Consider the following 20,442-nt stretch of genomic DNA (forward strand, 5'->3'; position numbering starts at 1 on the left):
TTAGCTCTCGTGAAGCAGAAAGGTAGATTGTGATGAAACTTATTAAAGTGTTAGTGGTTGATGATTCAGCCTTTATGCGAAAAATGATTACTGAGCTATTAGAAAAAGACAAGCGTATAAGGGTGGTAGGAACTGCACGAAACGGCAAGGATAGTTTGATAAAAGCGAGGGACCTTCTGCCTGACGTGATTACGATGGATATAGAGATGCCTGAAATGGACGGCTTGACTGCTTTAGAGCATCACATGAAAGAGAACCCGAGACCTGTCGTAATGCTCTCCAGCTTAACAAATCAAGGGGCTGACAGCACACTAAAAGCTATCAGTCTCGGTGCGGTAGATTTTGTGCTAAAACCATCAGGATCGATTTCTTTAGACTTAGAAAAAGTAGAGCATGAGTTAGTAAGTAAAGTGATCACCGCAAGTAAAGCGAGCTTGCCTCATCTTCTTCCAACAAAGAAACCTTTCTCCCCTCAAATACCGTGGAAGGGACGAATCAATCGGTCTTCGATCGTTGCCATCGGAACGTCTACGGGAGGACCGAGGGCTCTACAGGAAGTAGTCACGCACTTGCCAGCTGATTTTCCTGCCCCGATTTTGATCGTACAGCATATGCCTAAAGGATTTACAAAGTCTTTAGCCAATCGATTGGACCAGCTGGCTGCCATTCGTGTAAAAGAAGCGGAAGAGGGTGAAAAGCTGAATAATGGTGTAGCATACATTGCTCCTGGTGATTTTCATATGGGTGTAGTGGTGAACAATCGTGATCCTGTGATTAAACTTAATCAACATGACCCTATCCTGGGCCATCGACCAGCTGTCAACTATCTTTACCAATCACTAGCTCATTTGGACGATTATACGACGATTGCTGTTGTGATGACAGGAATGGGCACGGACGGAATGGAAGGACTACTAGAGTTAAAAAAGCAGTGTCCACAAACGTACTGCATTGCAGAGTCAGCGGACACTTGTATTGTATACGGCATGCCAAAAGCGGTTATTCTAGCCAAGTTAGCTAATGAAATTGCTTCACTTGACGATATTAATCACAGGATAGGACAGGTCATTTTAGGCAGGGGGAATAGAATTGGATACAAACCAATATTTAGAACTATTTATTGATGAAAGCAAAGAACACTTACAGTCAATTAATGATCGATTATTAGATTTGGAGAATAATCCTCAGGATCTTGCTATCGTCGGGGAAGTTTTTCGGTCAGCTCATACCCTAAAAGGCATGGCTGCTACAATGGGGTATCAAGATCTGGCAAATTTAACACACAAAATGGAAAATGTGCTGGATGGAGTCCGCAATCAGCACATACAGGTTGATTCTTCCATCATCGACGTTGTCTTCGACTCCGTCGATGATTTAGAAGCCATGGTGATGGATATTGCTGATGGTGGTACAGGCGAGCGGGATGTAGACAGAGTTGTTACGCTGTTACACGCGATCGAAAATCAGAAAGATGGAGAGGGGCAGGACGAAGAAAACTCTGCAACTCAGCCATCAAATCCTGCCTGCGAGCTTGATATTGATGAATTCGCCGCAACCGTTCTGGAACAGTCTCGTGAACAAGGACTAAATAATTATATCGTAAGCGTGTCCATTAGAGAAGACTGTTTATTGAAGGCGGCACGTGTGTTCATGGTATTTGAAGTGTTCGAGGCAGCTGGAGAAATTGTACAATCCTCCCCATCTGTAGAAGAACTTGAAAACGAACAATTTGATACCACCTTTCAAGTGTTATTCGTTACAAGTGCAGAGTCGGACGATTTAAAAAGTAAAATCCTGAACATTTCGGAAATTGACGATGTCAGCATAGCCTTATTTAATATTCAAGACTACATACTGGCTCAATCTGCTAATGAATCAGCTTCAACGTTAGAACGTGAAGATACACCAGCGTCGTTGCCAAAGGACAATAGCGAGTCACAGCTTCCCGCGGAAAATCTTGATAAAAAAGGCAAGCAAGTTTCCAACAAGACTATTCGCGTCAACATTGACCGCCTTGATGTACTCATGAATCTGTTTGAAGAACTTGTGATTGATCGAGGAAGGTTAGAGCAAATCTCAAACGAGTTGAACCATAATGATTTAAAAGACACGGTAGAAAGAATGGCTCGGGTTTCAGGAGATTTGCAATCTATTATTCTAACGATGCGGATGGTTCCAATTGAGCAGGTATTCAACCGGTTTCCGAGGATGGTTAGACAGCTTTCTCGTGATCTTCATAAAGAGATCGACCTGCAGATCGTCGGGGCGGAGACCGAGCTTGATCGCACCGTAATCGATGAAATTGGAGATCCACTTGTGCACCTTATTCGTAACGCATTGGACCATGGAATCGAAAGTCCCGAAAAACGTGTAGAGCAGGGTAAGCCTGCTCAGGGGACGCTGCAATTAAAGGCCTATCATAGTGGAAATTCAGTATTTATCGAGATTTCAGATGATGGAGCTGGTATTCACCGGGAACGGGTCATTCAAAAGGCTATATCAAATCATGTGATCTCCGAGGAACAGGCTGCAAATTTATCAGACAAACAAGTTTATGAGTTAATCATGGAAAGCGGGTTTTCAACAGCTGAAACGATTTCAGATGTGTCAGGGCGCGGTGTAGGGCTCGATGTAGTTAAAAACACGATTGAATCATTGGGAGGAAGGATCGGAATTGATTCTGAACTGAATCGAGGCAGTGTGTTCTCAATTCAGCTCCCGCTCACTCTGTCGATTATTTCTGTCATGTTAGTTGAAGTCCAGGATGAAAAATATGCCATTCCGCTTTCTTCAATTATTGAGACAGCTATTGTGAAAAAAGAAGATATCATGCATGCCCATAATAAGAAGGTCATCGACTTTAGAGGGATGGTAGTCCCGCTGGTGTTCTTAAAAGAAGTGTTTGAAACACCGCAAACATTAGAAGAGCAGGCATATTATTCAGTTGTGATCGCGCGTAAGGGAGAAAAGATGGCTGGATTTGTGGTAGACTCCTTTATTGGCCAGCAGGAAGTAGTCCTAAAGTCACTAGGTGATTATTTATCGGATGTCTTTGCGATTTCAGGTGCTACGATCTTAGGTGACGGTCAAGTCGCCTTAATTGTGGACGCAAACTCATTAATCAAGTAAAGGGGAGGGAAAGATCATGTCAGAAGAATCTATGAAAACTATCAAGCTTATCGTATTTCAAATTAAAGACGAGGAATATGCGGTGCCTGTACAGCAGGTGGGTTCAATCGAACGTGTCATGCCTATTACTCGTGTACCTAAAACAGCCTCATTTGTAGAAGGGGTCATCAATTTAAGAGGTGTGGTGACTCCCATCATCGATTTGCGAAAACGCTTTGGCTTAGAAGGCACTAAACTCGATGATACGACTAGAATCATTATTGTATCCATGGAGGGAATGGATGTCGGGCTGATCGTTGATGGAGCCAATGATGTACTTGATATAGCAGAAGAAGACATTCAGCCTCCGCCGGAAGTGGTGGGTATGGTGAAAGAGGAATATATTCGCGGAGTAATCAATAGTAATCAACGGTTGCTTATCCTCCTTAACTTAGAGAATGTGTTATCTCAAGATGAAGTGAAAGTATTGCATGAAGTTGAGCGGTAATCAGGTGGATTTTAACGATGAATTCTCCCCAGTACATTTGGATGTGCTGAAGGAAATTGCCAATATCGGAGCGGGGCATGCGGCTACATCACTATCGAAGCTTCTCGATAATAAATTCGATATGTGTGTTCCTTCCGTTAAATTAGTAGGATTTAATGAGGTCATGGAACTTGCTGGAGGAGCGGAGACAGAGGTGGTTAGTGTGATGTTTCGCCTTGAAGGAGATGCACCAGGATCGATGTTCTTTATCCTGTCCCCGCAGCAAGCAGATCAATTTGTTGCTCGAATGACGGGACGGAAGAGCTTGAGACAGGATCATAACGATCACGATGAGATCGGTGATTCAGCATTGAAGGAGCTAGGGAATATCGTAGTCGGCTCCTATTTATCTGCCATGTCAGACCTTACTCATGTAGAGGTTCAGCTGTCTGTTCCGTTTCTTACGATTGATATGGCAGGGGCGATCTTAAGTTCAGCCCTGGTTGAGCTCGCCTGCGATAGTGATCGAGCACTTGTCATCGAAACGTCATTAGCAGAAACAGGCCCTGCAAACTCTTCAATTGATGGGTGCTTTTTCTTTCTGCCCGATCCTGAATCCTTGGCTGTATTACTGAAGTCTCTGGGGGTATTAGGTTCGAGATGAATAGGATAGCAGAGGTTGTAAAAGTCGGGATCGCAGATTTGAATATCATCAAAAGGGAAGGCGTATTACGTACCTCGGGATTAGGTTCTTGTGTCGGTGTCGTCCTATATGAGCCAGTTAGTAAATTTGCAGGAATGGTTCATATTATGCTGCCTGACTCTTCGCTTGGTAAACAAGGTGTTGTCAACCCGAGGAAGTATGCAGACACAGCTGTCGATGAATTAGTGAATCTATTGGTTCAATATGGGGTGAGAAAATCACATTTACGAGCCAAGATTGCTGGAGGCGCACAGATGTTTCAGTTTTCAAGAGCCAATGATATGATGAGAATAGGTCCAAGAAACGTAAAAGCAGTGAAGAAGAAATTGCGTCAGCATAATATTCCGATTTACTCAGAAGATGTAGGTGGAACAAACGGTCGCACGATCGAATTTCACCCAGATACCGGCCAGTTACATATACGCACGGTGAACAAGGGAGAATCGGTGATTTAACTACATGACTCAATGGATAATTATTTTTGACCAAAACTGAGGAGGGATGATCATGACCAGCTCTATATCTCCTCAAGAACAAGAGCTATGGGGTCTTTGGATAAATGAACAAGACATGGAAGCAGCCAATCAATTGGTGCAGCACTATTCATACTTAGTCAATTTCCATGTGCAGCGAATTTCAGCACATTTACCGAAAAGTGTTAGTAAAGATGATGTGCACAGCCTGGGACTGCTAGGGTTGTATGACGCTTTGAAAAAATTTGACACGACACGCGACTTGAAATTTGATACATATGCTTCCTTTCGCATTCGGGGTACGATTATGGATGGGCTCCGTAAAGAAGATTGGCTGCCCCGGTCTGTTCGTGACAAAGTAAAAAAGATAGAACAAGCAGCTGAGCGTATCGAACAGAAGTATCAACGTATTGCGACATCTTCTGAAATTGCTGACGAACTTAATCTTTCAAAAAGTGATGTCGAGGAAATTATGAAGGATTCACTGTTTGCTCATGTTCTGTCAATGGAAGAAAAAACGAATGACGGTCAGGACGAGCATAAAGAGGGTATCGGCTACTCCATACCTGATAAGGAAACACTTTCGCCGACGGAATCTCTTATCAAGGAAGAGGACTATAAAGAGTTGGCGGATCAAATTAAACGGTTAAATGAAAAGGAACAATTAGTCGTCAGTTTATTCTATACAGAAGAGTTAACGTTAACAGAAATAGGAGAAATTATGGAACTGACCACCTCTAGAATCTCGCAAATTCATGCCAAGGCTATTTTTAAATTACGCCAGTCATTAATGGAGGTTGTTGGCTAAGCATTCTTCAATATGAAAGTTGTCGTCCATGAGGCTGGAACATAAGTAAATTTCTTGAGTGAAAAGACGAACGAAATTTTGTTTTAGCGAAGAAAATATACGGAGACTCCTGCGGGAGGAAAGGCCTAGGTGAGACCCCGCAGTGCGTCAGCACAAGGAGGCTCAACAGCCGCCCGCGGAAAGTGAAGTATATTTTCGTAGCGGATTAAATGCACCAATTATAATTTTTAAATAGTTCAGATTTTATTTGATAAAAGCACTTTTGTCCCAGCCTCGTAAGATGATAGCTTCTGAGCAGGTGAGTGAAGCATAATGATTTATTTTTTACTAACAATCAGTTTTATTCTACATGGCGTCTTAATTCTCATCATTATGGCATTGTTTAAGAAAGTAAAGCATGCAGAAGAATTAGAATTGCGTCAGAAACAAGTTGCAAACGAAATTGAGGAAGTATTTAATCAGTACCTTTTGGACATAAAAGAAGAGAACAAAAAAATGGATAAGTGGCTGAATCACACTTCTACAAGCAAGGCAGATCACCAGCCGCAGGAGCCTGTTCAAACAGAGGCGGCGGGGGAGCGAACCAACGAAGTCTACAGCCCGCCTTTACTTGTGCAGTATGAAGATGAGTATGTACCATCCCTTCAATCCCAGGTGATGACGATGTACAACAATGGTGTGAACATTGAAGAGATCGCCCGCGAATTGAATATCGGAAAAACAGAAGCTGAATTGCTCGTTAAGTTTCAACATACAAAATAATGAAATATACTTGAATGAATCATGTCGTTATGGTATATTTACTGTCGGTGTCAATACACACGTCTTTTAATTTTATGACTGGTTGCTCTTCTAGGAAGAGTTAGTGATGAAAGATGATGAAGGCGGAGGATACTAAAAAACCAAACAGGAGGAATAAACATGTCTGTTATTTCAATGAAACAGCTGCTAGAAGCTGGTGTTCATTTTGGACACCAAACCCGTCGCTGGAATCCGAAGATGAAGAAATACATCTTCACAGAGCGTAACGGAATTTACATCATCGACCTGCAAAAAACGGTTAAGAAGGTAGATGAAGCATTTAACTACGTAAGACAAGTTGCAGAAGACGGAGGCAACGTCCTTTTCGTAGGTACGAAAAAACAAGCACAAGACACAGTACGCGATGAAGCGACACGCTGTGGAATGTACTACATCAACCAACGCTGGTTAGGTGGTACACTAACAAACTTCCAAACCATTCGTAAGCGTATTAATCGTCTGATTGATATCGAGCGCATGGAAGAAGATGGCACATTTGACGTACTTCCAAAGAAAGAAGTCGTTGATATGCTTAAAGAAAAAGATCGCCTTGTTAAGTTCTTAGGCGGAATTAAAGAAATGACTTCAATTCCAGATGCAATGTTTGTTATTGATCCTCGTAAAGAGCGCATTGCTATCGCGGAAGCTCATAAATTAAATATCCCGGTAATCGGTATTGTAGATACAAACTGTGACCCGGATGAAATTGATTATGTCATCCCAGCGAACGATGACGCAATCCGTGCCGTTAAATTGCTAACTTCAAAAATGGCAGATGCTGTTCTTGAAGCCAAGCAAGGCGAAGAAACTGAAGTACCAGAAGAAGCTGAAGAAGCGGAAGCTGTACAAGAGTAGGTTACGGTTCAATAGGTGATAAGGGGGCAGACCTTTTATCACCTTTTTTAAGAGTAAAATAATAAAAACTTTCAATAGTAGTAAGGTCCAGATTACAAAGGAGGCTAACTCATGGCGGTTAATGCTAAGATGGTAAAAGAACTTCGTGAAAAAACAGGTGCTGGAATGATGGATTGTAAAAAGGCCCTGACTGAAAATGATGGTGACATGAATAAAGCAATGGAATGGCTTCGTGAAAAAGGGATTTCTAAAGCCCAAAAGAAAGCGGACCGCATTGCTGCAGAAGGTGCTGCTCACGTAGTAGTAGAAGGCAATACAGCAGCGCTTTTCGAAGTGAACTGTGAAACTGACTTCGTTACAAAAAATGATCAATTCAAAACACTTTTACAAGAGCTTGGCAAGCATCTTGTCAGCCAGAAGCCAGAAACAGTAGAAGAAGCACTTGAGCAAAAACTTCATGGTGACGGCGATAAAATCAATGACTATATCACAGATATGGTAGCTAAAATCGGCGAGAAGATCTCTCTTCGTCGCTTTGTAATCAAAGAAAAGACAGACAACGATGCTTTTGGTGCTTATATGCACATGGGAGGAAACATCGGTGTACTGACTGTTCTTGAAGGTTCAACTGATGAGGCTGTAGCAAAAGATGTAGCGATGCACGTTGCAGCAGTTAACCCTCGTTACGTTTCTCGTGATGAGATCTCTGAAGAAGAAGTGAACAGTGAGCGCGAAGTGTTGAAAACACAGGCTTTAAACGAAGGTAAGCCTGAGAAGATCGTAGAGAAAATGGTGGAAGGCCGTCTGAATAAATTCTTTGAAGAGATTTGCCTGCTTGAGCAGAGCTTCGTTAAAGATCCAGATCAGAAAGTGAAGAAATATGTAGCTTCCTCCGGCGGTGAAATTAAAGGCTTTACTCGTTTCGAGGTTGGCGAAGGCATGGAAAAACGTGAAGAAAACTTCGCTGATGAAGTTATGAGTCAAGTTAAAAAATAAGTCAGACTTTTAAAAATAGGGGACACATTGTGTTCCCTATTTTAAAACACGTTACATAGGAATAGATACAACATGATCAACAGGAAAAGATCAGGAATAAATGGAGGTTGCTATGACTACAGCTCGCTATCGACGTATCGTATTAAAACTAAGTGGGGAAGCTCTAAGCGGTAAAGAAGGTTTCGGTCTTGAACCAACTATTATACAATCTATCTCCCAACAAGTTAAAGAGGTTGCTGAATTAGGTGTGGAAGTTGCTGTTGTTGTTGGCGGAGGAAACATTTGGCGAGGCAAGGTCGGAAGTGAGATGGGCATGGACCGTGCAAATGCCGATTACATGGGAATGCTTGCGACAGTTATGAACTCTCTCGCCTTGCAGGACAGTTTGGAAAATATAGGGATTCAGACTCGTGTGCAAACCTCAATTGAAATGAGACAGGTAGCTGAACCTTATATACGTAGAAAAGCAATCCGTCATCTGGAGAAAAAGCGAGTTGTTATTTTTGCTGCCGGGACTGGTAATCCTTACTTTTCCACAGATACTACTGCAGCATTACGTGCAGCGGAGATTGAGGCTGACGTGATCTTAATGGCTAAGAATAATGTGGATGGCGTGTATTCTGATGACCCTAAAGTAAACGTTGAAGCGAAGAAATATGATAAAATATCCTATTTGGACGTTTTGAATGAAGGTTTAGGTGTAATGGATTCTACGGCTTCTTCTTTATGTATGGACAACGATATCGATTTACTGGTATTCTCTATTACAGAAGAGGGTAATATTAAGAAAGCCGTAATGGGTGAAAATATTGGAACGATTGTAAGGGGGAAATAATCATGTCAGATGCCGTGATTAAAGAAACAAAACAACAAATGGAACAAGCGGTACAGGCCTATTCTCGTCAATTGGCTACCGTCAGAGCAGGAAGAGCGAACCCTTCTATATTGGATAGTGTTTATGTAGATTATTATGGTGCTGCTACTCCGTTGAACCAGTTGGCCCAGGTAGGTGCGCCTGAACCGCGTTTACTTGTCATCACACCTTATGATAAATCTGCCATCTCAGAAATCGAAAAAGCGATTCAGAAAGCTGATCTTGGTTTATCACCTTCCAGTGACGGTAATGTAGTCCGTATTAATATTCCGGCACTTACAGAAGAACGCCGTAAGGACTTAGCAAAAGTGGTCGGTAAGTACTCAGAAGAAGCTAAAGTTCAAGTACGTAATATTCGTCGTGACTCCAATGATCGTTTGAAGAAAATGGAAAAAGACGGTGAACTGACTGAAGATGATCTTCGTGAATACCAGGATGATGTACAGAAAGTAACCGACGAAAATATTGCCTCCATTGATAAACTAGCTAAGTCTAAAGAAGACGAAATTATGGAAGTTTGATCTATTAAGCCAATAGGTGTATAAAACCGCACTGTCGCTGTTTGGCAGTGCGGTTTTTATTTTGCATTAGTAGGCTTGTTGCCTGTCAAACACTGTAGAAAATCATGTCATATAATGAAACTTAACTACAATTGCTGTACACTAGTTATGATTTAAATTTCCAGGGGCTCTTTATGTGAAGGGCGGCATGATGTAGGATAATAGTATATAATAGAAAGAGTGGAACCAACGGACTGGGGGATGATGGCATGCCAATCAAGATTCCATTTACTAAAAATAAGAAAAAAAATACCCAGCAATCTCAAAGTCTTGATGCTGATCATATTCCAAAACATGTAGCAATTATTATGGATGGAAATGGTCGTTGGGCTAAGAAGCGAGGCTTGCCAAGGGTAGCAGGCCACAAAGAAGGAATGAGTGTAGTCAAGAAAATTGTACGTTATGCATCTGATGTAGGCGTCAGTGTACTCACTCTCTATGCGTTTTCAACAGAAAATTGGAAACGGCCAAAAAGTGAAGTGGATTTCCTAATGAAATTACCCATTGATTTTTTAAATACATATTTGCCCGAACTTATTGAAAGAAACGTGCAAGTACAAACCATTGGGGACACAGAATTTCTCCCGGAGCATACTCGAAAAGCTGTCGAAGAAGCTATTGAACGAACTTCAAACAACAATGGACTTATCTTAAATTTTGCTCTTAATTATGGAAGTCGTTTTGAAATGGTCCAGGCTGTCAAGCAAATTACAGCACGAGTAGAAAGTGGAGAGCTCTCCGCTTCGGACATAAATGAACAATTGTTCTCTTCTCATTTATATACAGCAGATCTATTTGAACCCGACTTGCTCATTCGCACGAGTGGAGAGCAGCGTTTGAGCAACTTTCTGTTATGGCAGCTCGCTTATGCAGAGTTCTGGTTTACAGAAGTATTATGGCCGGACTTTGATGAACAATTATTTGAAGAAGCCCTACACGACTATCAAAATCGCAAACGTCGTTATGGCGGAATATAAGGTGTGACGTACTATGAAACAACGAACAATTACAGCGGTAGTTGCTGCATTAATCTTTCTACCTATCGTTATGCTTGGCGATGTTATATTTCAAGCCTTCGTTTATCTTATTGCAAGCATAGCCATATATGAGCTTATGCGAATGAAAAAAATAGCCAGGTATTCGGTTGCTTCCGTTATTACCTTGTTGCTGATGTGGACGCTGATGTATAGTCAGGGAATGTTTTGGGACTATGATTTACCAGTAACAAAGTCTGAGTTGACCTTGTTAGCAGTCCTTATTCTGCTGAGTTATACTGTTCTTGTCAAAAATCGGTTCACATTTGACGATGTTGGGTTCCTGCTGCTGTCAGCTATATATATCGGCATGGGTTTCTATTATTTGATCGTAACGAGAGAAGAAGGTCTGCAATTTATTTTTTATGCTTTGTTTGTGGTTTGGGCTACAGATACCGGTGCTTACATCTTTGGGCGGTTATTCGGCAAACACAAGTTGTGGCCGCAAATCAGCCCAAAGAAGACAATTGAAGGCTCAGTTGGCGGGGTTGTCCTTGCTTGTATTGTGGCCTATATTTTTCATATGATCGAGCCATTCACCCATTCACTGTTTACTGTGCTGCTCGTGACCATTCTGATCTCTATCGCTGGTCAAATTGGTGATTTAGTGGAATCTGCTTTAAAAAGGCATTATGCCGTAAAGGATTCTGGAAAGATCCTTCCAGGGCACGGCGGTGTATTGGATCGCTTTGACAGTCTTATCTTCATGCTTCCTATTCTCCATCTCATTGGATTTATTCCAGAAGATGAGTCGGCGCTTGTTAACCTGCAAACGATGGAATGGGTACTGTCTATAGTAAGTTGCATTGGCTGAATAATTTTAGTAGTGAAAGGGGAATTCCCTGGTGAAACAAATTGCATTACTTGGGGCGACAGGTTCCATCGGAATTCAAACATTAGAAGTGCTGCGGCTGCATAAAGAAGAGTTTTCTTTATATGCTATGGCATTTGGTAAAAATATAGATAAGGCGATGCCGCTCATTCAAGAGTTTCAACCTTCTTTAGTTGTGGTTCAGGATGAAAGAACGAAGCAGGAACTGGAAAAGCAATGGCAAGGCGGTCCGGTTTTAGTTGGCAATGATGGACTGGTGGAAGCAAGTGTTGCGGATGCGGTAGATGTAGTTGTGAATGCCGTCATGGGCAGCATCGGTCTGCAAGCTACACTTCAAGCTATTGAAGCTAAGAAAACGATTGCGATTGCCAACAAAGAAACACTGGTGACTGCCGGGCATTTAGTTATGGAAGCCTCACGAAAAAATAATGTGCCTCTCTTACCAGTAGATAGTGAACACTCAGCCATCTACCAATCCTTAAATGGGGAGCGGCAGAAAGATATCCATAAACTTATGATCACAGCTTCTGGCGGAAGTTTTCGCGACAAAAAAAGAGAAGAACTTGTCGGTGTGACGGTTGAAGATGCCCTTAATCATCCAAACTGGAGTATGGGGGCGAAAATCACGATTGATTCGGCTTCTATGATGAATAAAGGATTAGAAGTAATCGAGGCTCATTGGCTTTTTGATGTGCCTTATGAGCAAATTCATGTTATTCTTCATAGAGAAAGTGTCATTCACTCAATGGTTGAGTTTGTAGATAGGAGTGTTATGGCACAGTTAGGCACACCGGATATGAAAGTACCGATTCAATATGCCTTAACCTATCCGCAGCGTTACCCGTTAGAAAATACGAAACGACTGGACCTTGAAGAAATCGCTACACTTCATTTTGAAAAAATGGACCAGGAACGTTTTCCTTGTTTAAGAATGGCCTTTGAAGCCGGTCGTGAAGGCGGCTCAATGACAACAGTATTAAATGCTGCCAATGAAGAAGCTGTTCAGTTATTTCTAGAAGGACAAATTTCCTTCCTTGATATCGAGCAATTGATTCAACAAGAACTGACCCAGCATAAAACGATTCATAAGCCAGACTTGTCTACCATATTATCTATCGATGAGGAAACGAGAAAAAGAGTCCGTCTTCAATTAAAATAACCGTACGCGATTGAACAACCTCTAAAAGGAAGGTGCTTCATTTGACAACAGTAATTGCGTTTATACTCATGTTTGGCCTGCTAGTGTTTGTACATGAGTGGGGGCATCTCATTTTTGCAAAGCGAGCTGGAATGTTAGCTCGTGAATTCGCTATCGGATTCGGCCCGAAAATATTTGCATTCACGAAAAACGAAACGTTGTATACCATTCGTTTGCTGCCTATCGGCGGATACGTAAGGGTAGCAGGTGAGGACCCCGAAATTGTTGAACTTAAAGCGGGCCATCATATCGGACTTGAGTTCAACCAGCAAGGTAAAGTAAGCCGGATTATTGTTAACAATAAGTCCAAACATCCCCATGCACGAGTAATCGAGGTAGAGCGAGCTGATCTCGACCATCGTCTCATCATTGAGGGTTACGAAATCGACGAAGATGAGAAACTATCCTTTGAAGTTGATCCAAAAGCAATGTTTGTGATGGATGAAAAAGAAACGCAAATTGCCCCTTATGACCGTCAATTTGCTTCAAAATCAGTCCCTAAGCGTGCGATGCAGCTTTTTGCCGGGCCGATGATGAACTTTGTCCTTGCCATCATTTTATTTATGATTCTAGGATTTATACAGGGAGTACCCGCAAACAATGCATTGATTGGCGGGATTCAGCCTGATTCGCCAGCTGAAGAAGCTGGCCTGCAGGCAGGTGATGAAGTCGTGGGCATAGACGGTGAACCTCTCGATACTTGGGATGAATTCACTCAAATAGTTAGGGAGCACCCGGAAGAGCAAGTCACGTTAACTGTAGAACGCGATGGACAAACTGTAAAAATCGATGTAACTCCAGCACAAATCCAGCAAGGAGAGTTAACGATTGGTCAAGTAGGTGTGGCCAGAGCTTTCGAGGATTCCTTTGCTAAAAAACTGACCTACGGGTTTACACAGACTTATGAATGGGGGACGTTAATTTTAACGAACCTCGGGAAGCTTGTAACCGGTCAGTTCTCACTGGATATGTTGTCAGGCCCCGTTGGCATCTATGATGCTACAGACCGTGTCGTGCAAACGGGCTTTATGAATTTCCTTATGTGGACGGCGATCCTTAGTGTAAACCTTGGGATTGTAAACCTTCTCCCGCTTCCTGCACTAGACGGCGGACGATTACTGTTTGTAGGGCTGGAAGGCGTGCGGGGCAAACCAATTGACCCGCAAAAAGAAGGCATTGTTCACTTTATTGGTTTTGCCTTGTTAATGTTATTGATGTTAGTAGTTACATGGAATGATATCCAACGTTTATTCTTGTAAATGGCCAGCTGGAAGCAGAGAGGGTACAGGTCTCTCTTTCGCTTCCAGCTTCTATTTTTAAATGAAAAAGAAGAGGTGGAATGTATGAAACAAAGTCAAATGTTAATCCCAACATTAAAAGAAGTTCCAGCAGATGCGGAAATTAAAAGTCATCAGCTTCTCGTACGTGCCGGTTACATACGTCAGATAGCATCAGGTATTTATAGTTTTCTGCCCATCGGTCGCCGCGTCTTACGAAAAGTAGAGGATATCGTTCGTGAGGAAATGGAGAAGATCGGTGCTCATGAAATGATGATGGCAGCCCTTCAGCCTGCCGAGTTGTGGAAGGAAAGCGGACGCTGGTTCACCTATGGTTCGGAGCTCATGCGACTTCATGATCGTCATGAACGAGATTTTGCTTTAGGAGCTACCCATGAAGAAGTCATCACAAGTATCGTACGCGATGAAATAAAAAGTTATAAGCGCTTGCCGTTAACGGTTTTTCAAATTCAGAATAAATTCCGCGATGAAAAGCGTCCCCGCTTTGGACTGTTGCGCGGACGTGAATTCTTAATGAAAGATGCTTATTCGTTTAATGAATCTTTCGAGAGTCTGGATGAGAGCTACAACCAAATGTTTCAAGCCTATTCAAATATTTTCAAACGCCTTGGGCTAAACTTTCGCGCAGTTATTGCAGATTCAGGCCAGATGGGTGGAAAGGATACCCACGAATTTATGGTACTTTCAGATGTGGGTGAAGATGTGATTGCTTATTCAGACACATCAGACTATGCCGCCAATATTGAAATGGCTCCGGTAATCATGACTTATGAAAAGTCCACAGAAACTTCTAAGAAGATGGAAAAGGTCTCTACCCCCGACCAGAAAACGATGCAGGATGTTGCAGATTATCTAGGGCATGGATTAGAAGCAGGCTTAAAGTCCATTATGTTTAAAGTAGATGACCGTTATGTCATGGTGGTAACACGCGGAGACCATGAAGTGAACGATATTAAATTAAAGAACCTTTACGATGCAGATATCGTGGAACTTGCCAGTGAAGAAAAGACAAAAGAATTGCTCGGAACAGGGTTTGGGTCACTAGGACCTGTTGGCGTCTCTGAAGAGGTTGAAGTCGTAGCTGATTATGCAGTAGAAGTTCTGGCAAATGTCTCTTGTGGTGCAAATGAAGCGGGGTATCATTTTGTCAATGTTACTCCTGAACAGGATTTTAAAGTAAGCCAGTATGCTGACCTGCGTTTTATAAAAGAAGGAGATCCTTCCCCAGATGGACAGGGTCATATTCAATTTGCTCGTGGAATTGAAGTGGGACATGTATTTAAGCTGGGCACGTTTTATGCTGAGAACCTGAATGCGAGTTATTTAGACGACCAGGGCAAGGCTCAGACAATGATTATGGGATCATACGGAATTGGGGTCTCAAGGACAGTAGCGGCCATTGTTGAACAGTACAACGATGAGCGCGGCATTACATGGCCGGCTCATATTGCGCCCTTCCAGGTTCACCTGCTTTCTTTAAATCCTAAAAAAGAGGAACAGAAACAGCTGGCAGACCAATTATATGATCAGCTTAAGACAGAGGGAATTGAAGTACTTTATGATGATCGCAAAGAAAGAGCCGGCGTAAAGTTTGCTGATAGTGATTTGTTTGGCATTCCGCTGCGATTAACTGTAGGAAAACGGGCGGGAGAAGGCATTATTGAAATGAAAGAGCGTACAACCGGAGAACAGTCCGAAGTTGATCAATCCGACGTGCTTTCTACTGTAAATGAGTGGTTTAAACAGTAAGATTTGATCCTCTTTCATACATGCTTATGCAACCGAGATCGTATCCATGAATACCCGCCTATAGGGAGGAATCACATTGGGTGTAACCAACCAGGAGAAAATGCATTATTTATTGGAGCAAATTCAGTTTCCTCAAGATCTGATACAGCCTCACTTTACAGACAGTTCACTTGAAAAACTGATTGTATATAAAGCAGAGAAGAAATGGCATTTTTATTTTTCGCTTCCCCGTGTATTGCCGCCTTCTGTGTATCAGCTTTTTACAAGTAAGCTGCAGGCAGCGTTCCGGTCGATTGCTGCCATCGATTGGACGATTAATACGTCGGATCCATCTCTTCCGCCTGAAACGATGGGTGAATATTGGCAGGGGTTTATCCAATCTATGACCAATTTGTCACCAGGGTATAAAGATCTGTTAATGGAACAGCACCCTGAAATTAACGGGAACAAGATTACGTTAACTTGTAGAAACCTGGCGGAAAGTCATGCCGTGAAAAAAAAATTAGAAACACCACTGCAGAGTTTCTGCGGGCAGTCCGGCTTACCGGCGCTTATGTTGACAACACGTGTAAAAGAAGAACATGAGGAATTGAAGAAGTTCCAGGAAGAACGTCAGAAAGAAGATAAACAACTTGTTCAAAAGGCCGTTAAAGAACAAGAAGAGCGTGCTAAAGAGAAAGAAGTTAGCAAACCTAAGGGTCCCATTGAGATTGGTTATAAAATTCAGGAAGATTCTGAGCCCATGGAGAGTATTGAAGAGGAAGAGCGTCGCAAGATCATCGAAGGATATGTGTTCGATGCAGAGATTAAAGAGTTGCGGTCCGGCCGCCATTTATTGCTGATTAAAGCTACCGATTATACTGATTCATTTTCGATTAAAATGTTCTCACGCGGGGATGACCACGCTGAAATGTTTAAACAAGTGAACAAAGGGGTTTGGATTAAGGCAAGGGGAAGCATCCAAACAGACAATTTTACAAACGAATTAACGATGATGGCCAATGATATTAATGAAATTGCTCCCAAACTACGCAAAGATGAAGCTGCTGAGGGAGCAAAGCGGATTGAATTGCATGCTCATACTACGATGAGTCAAATGGATGCCCCTGTGTCTGCCGCCCGGCTGATTGCTCAGGCTGCGAATTGGGGTCATGAAGCGATGGCCATCACCGACCATGCGGGTGCTCAAGCTTATCCAGAAGCACATGCTGCCGGAGAAAAGCATGGTGTAAAGGTGATTTATGGCATGGAAGCTAATTTAGTTGATGATGGGGTGCCCATCGCTTATGAACCACAGGATCGTGATCTTGAAACAGATACGTATGTTGTTTTTGACGTAGAAACAACTGGATTGTCTGCTGTCTATGATAAAATTATTGAACTCGCTGCTGTGAAAGTAAAAGGTGGAGAAATTATTGACCGCTTCGAATCGTTTGCCAACCCCCATCATCCTCTTTCCCAAACAACGATTGATCTCACGGGTATTACGGATGATATGGTAAAAGATGCTCCGGAAATCGGTGACGTGTTAAAAGATTTCCATCAATGGATGGCTGACGACATTTTAGTTGCTCATAACGCAAGCTTTGATATGGGCTTTCTTAATGCTGGATTCCAGCGTATTGATTACCCGAAATCGTCAAATCCCGTAATTGACACACTCGAGCTTGCTAGATTTCTTGTGCCAGAGTTGAAGAATCACAGATTAAATACCCTTTGTAAACATTTCGATATTGAATTGACCCAGCACCATAGGGCGATTTATGATGCGGAAGCAACAGGTTATTTACTATGGAAACTTGTCAAGAAGGCAATCGAACGTGAGATAACAAACCATAACAATCTTAATGACTACATGGGGGAAGGAAAGGCCTATCAGCGCTCCCGTCCTTCCCATGTCACTTTGCTCGCAGTTAATAGCACGGGATTAAAGAATATGTATCGTCTCGTTTCAGAGGCTCATGTAAATTACTTTTATCGAGTCCCGCGTGTGCCAAGATCCCGTCTCTCCAAGCTAAGAGAAGGACTGCTCATAGGGTCTGGCTGTGATAAAGGGGAAGTCTTTGAGACGATGATGCAGAAATCAGCGGAAGAAGCTGAGAAAGTCGCAGAGTTCTATGATTTTCTTGAAATCCAGCCACCTGGAAATTATGCTCATTTGATCGAAAAGGATCTTGTTCAGAACGAAGCACAAATCTATGATATTTTGAAAAAAATCGTACAAATGGGGGAACGATTAGGTAAGACAGTTGCAGCTACAGGCAACACGCATTATCTAGAACCCCATGATAAAATGTACCGGCAAATTCTCATTTCATCACAAAGCGGAAATCCGCTTAATCGTCAAACACTTCCTGACGTTCACTTTAAAACGACGAATGAGATGATAGAAGAATTCTCCTTTTTAGGAAAGGAGAAAGCAGAAGAAGTCGTTGTAGCCAACACACATGCCATTAATGAGCGTATTGAAGTGATTAATCCTGTTAAAGAGGATTTGTACACCCCTAACATTGAGGGTGCTGATCAGGAAATCAGGGAAATGTCCTACAACAAGGCCAGGAGTCTTTACGGTGATTCTATACCAGAGCTCGTGGAAAAGAGATTAGAAAAAGAGCTTGAGAGTATTATAGGTAATGGATTCGCAGTTATTTATCTAATCTCTCAAAAACTGGTGACCAAGTCACTTGAGGATGGATATTTAGTAGGGTCACGCGGATCTGTCGGTTCTTCGCTCGTTGCCACCATGACGGAGATTTCTGAAGTAAATCCGCTGCCGCCTCATTATGTGTGTCCGAATTGCCGTCATCATGAGTTTTTTACTGATGGTTCGATCGGAAGTGGTTTTGACCTTCCCGAAAAAGACTGCCCTGAGTGCGGGACAGCTTATAAAAAAGATGGCCAGGATATTCCATTCGAAACGTTCTTAGGCTTTAAAGGAGATAAAGTACCAGATATTGACTTGAACTTTTCCGGTGAGTATCAGCCGCATGCCCACAACTACACAAAAGTGTTGTTTGGTGAAGACAATGTATATCGTGCCGGTACCATTGGAACGATTGCAGAGAAGACGGCCTATGGGTATGTGAAAGGATATGCCGGCGATAACCAGCTGCAGTATAAAAATGCTGAAATCGACAGACTGGTACAAGGTTGTACGGGTGTCAAACGGACAACTGGCCAGCACCCAGGGGGGATCATTGTCGTACCGGATGATATGGACATCTTTGATTTTTCACCGATTCAATTTCCGGCCGATGATACTAAATCGGAATGGAAGACCACGCACTTTGACTTCCATTCAATTCACGATAATTTGCTCAAGCTTGATATTCTCGGACACGATGATCCGACAGTAATTCGGATGCTGCAGGATTTAAGCGGGATTGATCAGAAAGAAATTCCTGTCGACGATCCAGAAGTGATGAAAATTTTCAGTGGTCCAGAGGCATTGGGTGTAACGGCCGAGCAAATCATGTGTAAAACAGGCACGCTGGGTGTCCCAGAATTTGGTACACGTTTTGTAAGACAAATGCTTGAGGACACTAAACCAAAGACATTTGCCGAACTCGTCATTATTTCCGGCCTTTCGCATGGTACAGATGTGTGGCTTGGAAATGCTGAACAGCTGATTAATGATGGGATTTGTACACTGCCTGAAGTAATTGGCTGCCGGGATGATATTATGGTATATCTCATGCACAAGGGACTTGAACCATCGCTCGCTTTTAAAATCATGGAATTTGTGCGAAAAGGCCGAGGTCTTCAGGATGAATGGATCGAAGAGATGAAAAAGCATGGTGTACCTGATTGGTATATTGATTCCTGTAAAAAAATTAAGTACATGTTCCCGAAAGCTCACGCCGCAGCCTATGTGTTGATGGCCGTTCGAATCGCTTATTTTAAAGTCCATTACCCTATTTACTTTTATGCGGCGTACTTTACCGTTAGAGCAAGTGACTTTGAACTGGAGACGATGATTAAAGGATCTGATGCTATTCGTAAACGGATTGAAGAGATCCAAACGAAAGGTTTAGATGCAACACCTAAAGAGAAAAGTTTAATGACTGTGCTCGAATTGGCGCTGGAAATGTGTGAACGAGGCTATGGCTTTAAGAGTGTTGATTTGTATGAATCAAATGCAACGGATTTCTTGGTTGAAGATAACCAATTAATTCCGCCATTTAATGCTGTGGATGGTTTGGGTACAAATGCTGCGATTAATATTGTAAACGCGAGAGGGGAAGGGGAATTTCTCTCCAAGCAGGATTTACGTGAACGCAGTCGTATTTCAAAAACAGTCCTTGAGTATTTAGATCAGCAAGGTTGTTTAACTGGCATGCCAGAAGAAAATCAACTTTCGCTTTTTTAACTCAAGTATTGAAGCTTATGCCCCACACAACGTGGGGAAGTTCGACGTTGGCTCTTTAGGTTAGGACAAAAGGGTTTCATCAAATAGAAATTCGAACTAAGCAGAAACCATGGTTGGTGCATATAACCCGCTACGAAAATATACTTCGCTTTCCGCGGGCGGCTGTTGAGTCTCCTCGTGCTGGCGCACTGTGGGGTCTCACCTAGGCCTTTCCTCCCGCAGGAGTCTCCGTATATTTTCTCCGCTAAAACAGCACATCGTAAGTTTTGTTGCTTAAGAAGTTTAATTATACCCTAG

17 protein-coding genes are annotated in these 20,442 nt (G+C 42.5%); all 17 read left to right on the plus strand.

All coding sequences use genetic code 11. The features are described from left to right. Positions 1 to 32 precede the first annotated feature (32 nt). Positions 33 to 1,124: a protein-glutamate methylesterase/protein-glutamine glutaminase gene (locus G6R08_RS19975; RefSeq protein ID WP_163530603.1), complete on the plus strand. Its 1,092-nt coding sequence runs from the start codon at positions 33 to 35 to the stop codon at positions 1,122 to 1,124. Next, positions 1,090 to 3,129: a chemotaxis protein CheA gene (locus G6R08_RS19980; protein ID WP_163530605.1), complete on the plus strand. Its 2,040-nt coding sequence runs from the start codon at positions 1,090 to 1,092 to the stop codon at positions 3,127 to 3,129. Before G6R08_RS19975 ends, G6R08_RS19980 begins: the two co-directional genes overlap by 35 nt. A gap of 16 nt (positions 3,130 to 3,145) precedes the next feature. Then, the gene (locus G6R08_RS19985; protein ID WP_240339783.1) at positions 3,146 to 3,616 is read left to right on the plus strand and encodes a chemotaxis protein CheW; all 471 of its coding nucleotides are present in this window, start codon (positions 3,146 to 3,148) and stop codon (positions 3,614 to 3,616) included. Beyond that, on the plus strand, positions 3,600 to 4,259 hold the full coding sequence (locus tag G6R08_RS19990; protein WP_240339784.1) for a chemotaxis protein CheC: 660 nt from the start codon (positions 3,600 to 3,602) through the stop codon (positions 4,257 to 4,259). Before G6R08_RS19985 ends, G6R08_RS19990 begins: the two co-directional genes overlap by 17 nt. Further along, positions 4,256 to 4,753: a chemotaxis protein CheD gene (locus tag G6R08_RS19995; protein ID WP_163530607.1), complete on the plus strand. Its 498-nt coding sequence runs from the start codon at positions 4,256 to 4,258 to the stop codon at positions 4,751 to 4,753. The genes G6R08_RS19990 and G6R08_RS19995 overlap by 4 nt, the downstream gene beginning before the upstream one ends. Positions 4,754 to 4,805: 52 nt before the next feature. Further along, positions 4,806 to 5,579 carry a FliA/WhiG family RNA polymerase sigma factor gene (locus G6R08_RS20000; RefSeq protein ID WP_163530609.1) on the plus strand — a complete coding sequence of 258 codons (774 nt, stop codon included), beginning with the start codon at positions 4,806 to 4,808 and terminating at the stop codon, positions 5,577 to 5,579. A 312-nt stretch (positions 5,580 to 5,891) separates the two neighbouring features. After that, positions 5,892 to 6,341: a DUF6115 domain-containing protein gene (locus G6R08_RS20005; protein WP_163530611.1), complete on the plus strand. Its 450-nt coding sequence runs from the start codon at positions 5,892 to 5,894 to the stop codon at positions 6,339 to 6,341. A 159-nt stretch (positions 6,342 to 6,500) separates the two neighbouring features. Next, positions 6,501 to 7,235: a 30S ribosomal protein S2 gene (gene rpsB, locus G6R08_RS20010; protein WP_163530613.1), complete on the plus strand. Its 735-nt coding sequence runs from the start codon at positions 6,501 to 6,503 to the stop codon at positions 7,233 to 7,235. A 111-nt stretch (positions 7,236 to 7,346) separates the two neighbouring features. Continuing rightward, positions 7,347 to 8,231: a translation elongation factor Ts gene (gene tsf / locus G6R08_RS20015; protein ID WP_079529872.1), complete on the plus strand. Its 885-nt coding sequence runs from the start codon at positions 7,347 to 7,349 to the stop codon at positions 8,229 to 8,231. A gap of 112 nt (positions 8,232 to 8,343) precedes the next feature. Next, positions 8,344 to 9,066 (plus strand): UMP kinase, encoded by a 723-nt coding sequence (pyrH, locus tag G6R08_RS20020; protein ID WP_079529873.1) that lies wholly within the window; start codon positions 8,344 to 8,346, stop codon positions 9,064 to 9,066. Between the two features lie 2 nt (positions 9,067 to 9,068). Further along, positions 9,069 to 9,626 (plus strand): ribosome recycling factor, encoded by a 558-nt coding sequence (gene frr / locus G6R08_RS20025; protein WP_079529874.1) that lies wholly within the window; start codon positions 9,069 to 9,071, stop codon positions 9,624 to 9,626. Between the two features lie 248 nt (positions 9,627 to 9,874). Continuing rightward, the gene (locus G6R08_RS20030) at positions 9,875 to 10,642 is read left to right on the plus strand and encodes an isoprenyl transferase (RefSeq protein WP_163530615.1); all 768 of its coding nucleotides are present in this window, start codon (positions 9,875 to 9,877) and stop codon (positions 10,640 to 10,642) included. A 13-nt stretch (positions 10,643 to 10,655) separates the two neighbouring features. Then, positions 10,656 to 11,513 carry a phosphatidate cytidylyltransferase gene (locus tag G6R08_RS20035; protein WP_163530617.1) on the plus strand — a complete coding sequence of 286 codons (858 nt, stop codon included), beginning with the start codon at positions 10,656 to 10,658 and terminating at the stop codon, positions 11,511 to 11,513. A gap of 31 nt (positions 11,514 to 11,544) precedes the next feature. After that, entirely contained in the window at positions 11,545 to 12,690 is a 1,146-nt protein-coding gene (dxr, locus tag G6R08_RS20040; protein WP_163530619.1) for a 1-deoxy-D-xylulose-5-phosphate reductoisomerase, read from the plus strand. 41 nt (positions 12,691 to 12,731) lie between these two features. Continuing rightward, positions 12,732 to 13,988: an RIP metalloprotease RseP gene (rseP, locus tag G6R08_RS20045; protein ID WP_163530621.1), complete on the plus strand. Its 1,257-nt coding sequence runs from the start codon at positions 12,732 to 12,734 to the stop codon at positions 13,986 to 13,988. Positions 13,989 to 14,072: 84 nt separating this feature from the next. After that, a complete protein-coding gene (locus G6R08_RS20050; protein WP_163530623.1) occupies positions 14,073 to 15,776 on the plus strand; it encodes a proline--tRNA ligase in 1,704 nt (567 codons plus the stop codon). 76 nt (positions 15,777 to 15,852) lie between these two features. Further along, a complete protein-coding gene (locus G6R08_RS20055) occupies positions 15,853 to 20,145 on the plus strand; it encodes a PolC-type DNA polymerase III (RefSeq protein ID WP_163530625.1) in 4,293 nt (1,430 codons plus the stop codon). The last annotated feature ends 297 nt before the right edge of the window (positions 20,146 to 20,442 follow it).

The organism is Halobacillus ihumii (assembly GCF_902726645.1).
In the GTDB taxonomy this organism is placed as follows: Bacteria; Bacillota; Bacilli; order Bacillales; family Halobacillaceae; genus Halobacillus_A; species Halobacillus_A ihumii.

What these genes read in the sequence shown, in the direction of transcription:
- G6R08_RS20035 (WP_163530617.1), top strand. Translation starts at nt 10,656, where the DNA reads ATGAAACAACGAACAATTACAGCGGTAGTTGCTGCATTAATCTTTCTA.
- frr (WP_079529874.1), top strand. Translation starts at nt 9,069, where the DNA reads ATGTCAGATGCCGTGATTAAAGAAACAAAACAACAAATGGAACAAGCG.
- G6R08_RS19985 (WP_240339783.1), top strand. Translation starts at nt 3,146, where the DNA reads ATGTCAGAAGAATCTATGAAAACTATCAAGCTTATCGTATTTCAAATT.
- G6R08_RS19975 (WP_163530603.1), top strand. Translation starts at nt 33, where the DNA reads ATGAAACTTATTAAAGTGTTAGTGGTTGATGATTCAGCCTTTATGCGA.
- G6R08_RS19990 (WP_240339784.1), top strand. Translation starts at nt 3,600, where the DNA reads ATGAAGTTGAGCGGTAATCAGGTGGATTTTAACGATGAATTCTCCCCA.
- G6R08_RS20000 (WP_163530609.1), top strand. Translation starts at nt 4,806, where the DNA reads ATGACCAGCTCTATATCTCCTCAAGAACAAGAGCTATGGGGTCTTTGG.
- G6R08_RS19995 (WP_163530607.1), top strand. Translation starts at nt 4,256, where the DNA reads ATGAATAGGATAGCAGAGGTTGTAAAAGTCGGGATCGCAGATTTGAAT.
- tsf (WP_079529872.1), top strand. Translation starts at nt 7,347, where the DNA reads ATGGCGGTTAATGCTAAGATGGTAAAAGAACTTCGTGAAAAAACAGGT.
- G6R08_RS20050 (WP_163530623.1), top strand. Translation starts at nt 14,073, where the DNA reads ATGAAACAAAGTCAAATGTTAATCCCAACATTAAAAGAAGTTCCAGCA.
- G6R08_RS20030 (WP_163530615.1), top strand. Translation starts at nt 9,875, where the DNA reads ATGCCAATCAAGATTCCATTTACTAAAAATAAGAAAAAAAATACCCAG.
- rpsB (WP_163530613.1), top strand. Translation starts at nt 6,501, where the DNA reads ATGTCTGTTATTTCAATGAAACAGCTGCTAGAAGCTGGTGTTCATTTT.
- G6R08_RS20005 (WP_163530611.1), top strand. Translation starts at nt 5,892, where the DNA reads ATGATTTATTTTTTACTAACAATCAGTTTTATTCTACATGGCGTCTTA.
- pyrH (WP_079529873.1), top strand. Translation starts at nt 8,344, where the DNA reads ATGACTACAGCTCGCTATCGACGTATCGTATTAAAACTAAGTGGGGAA.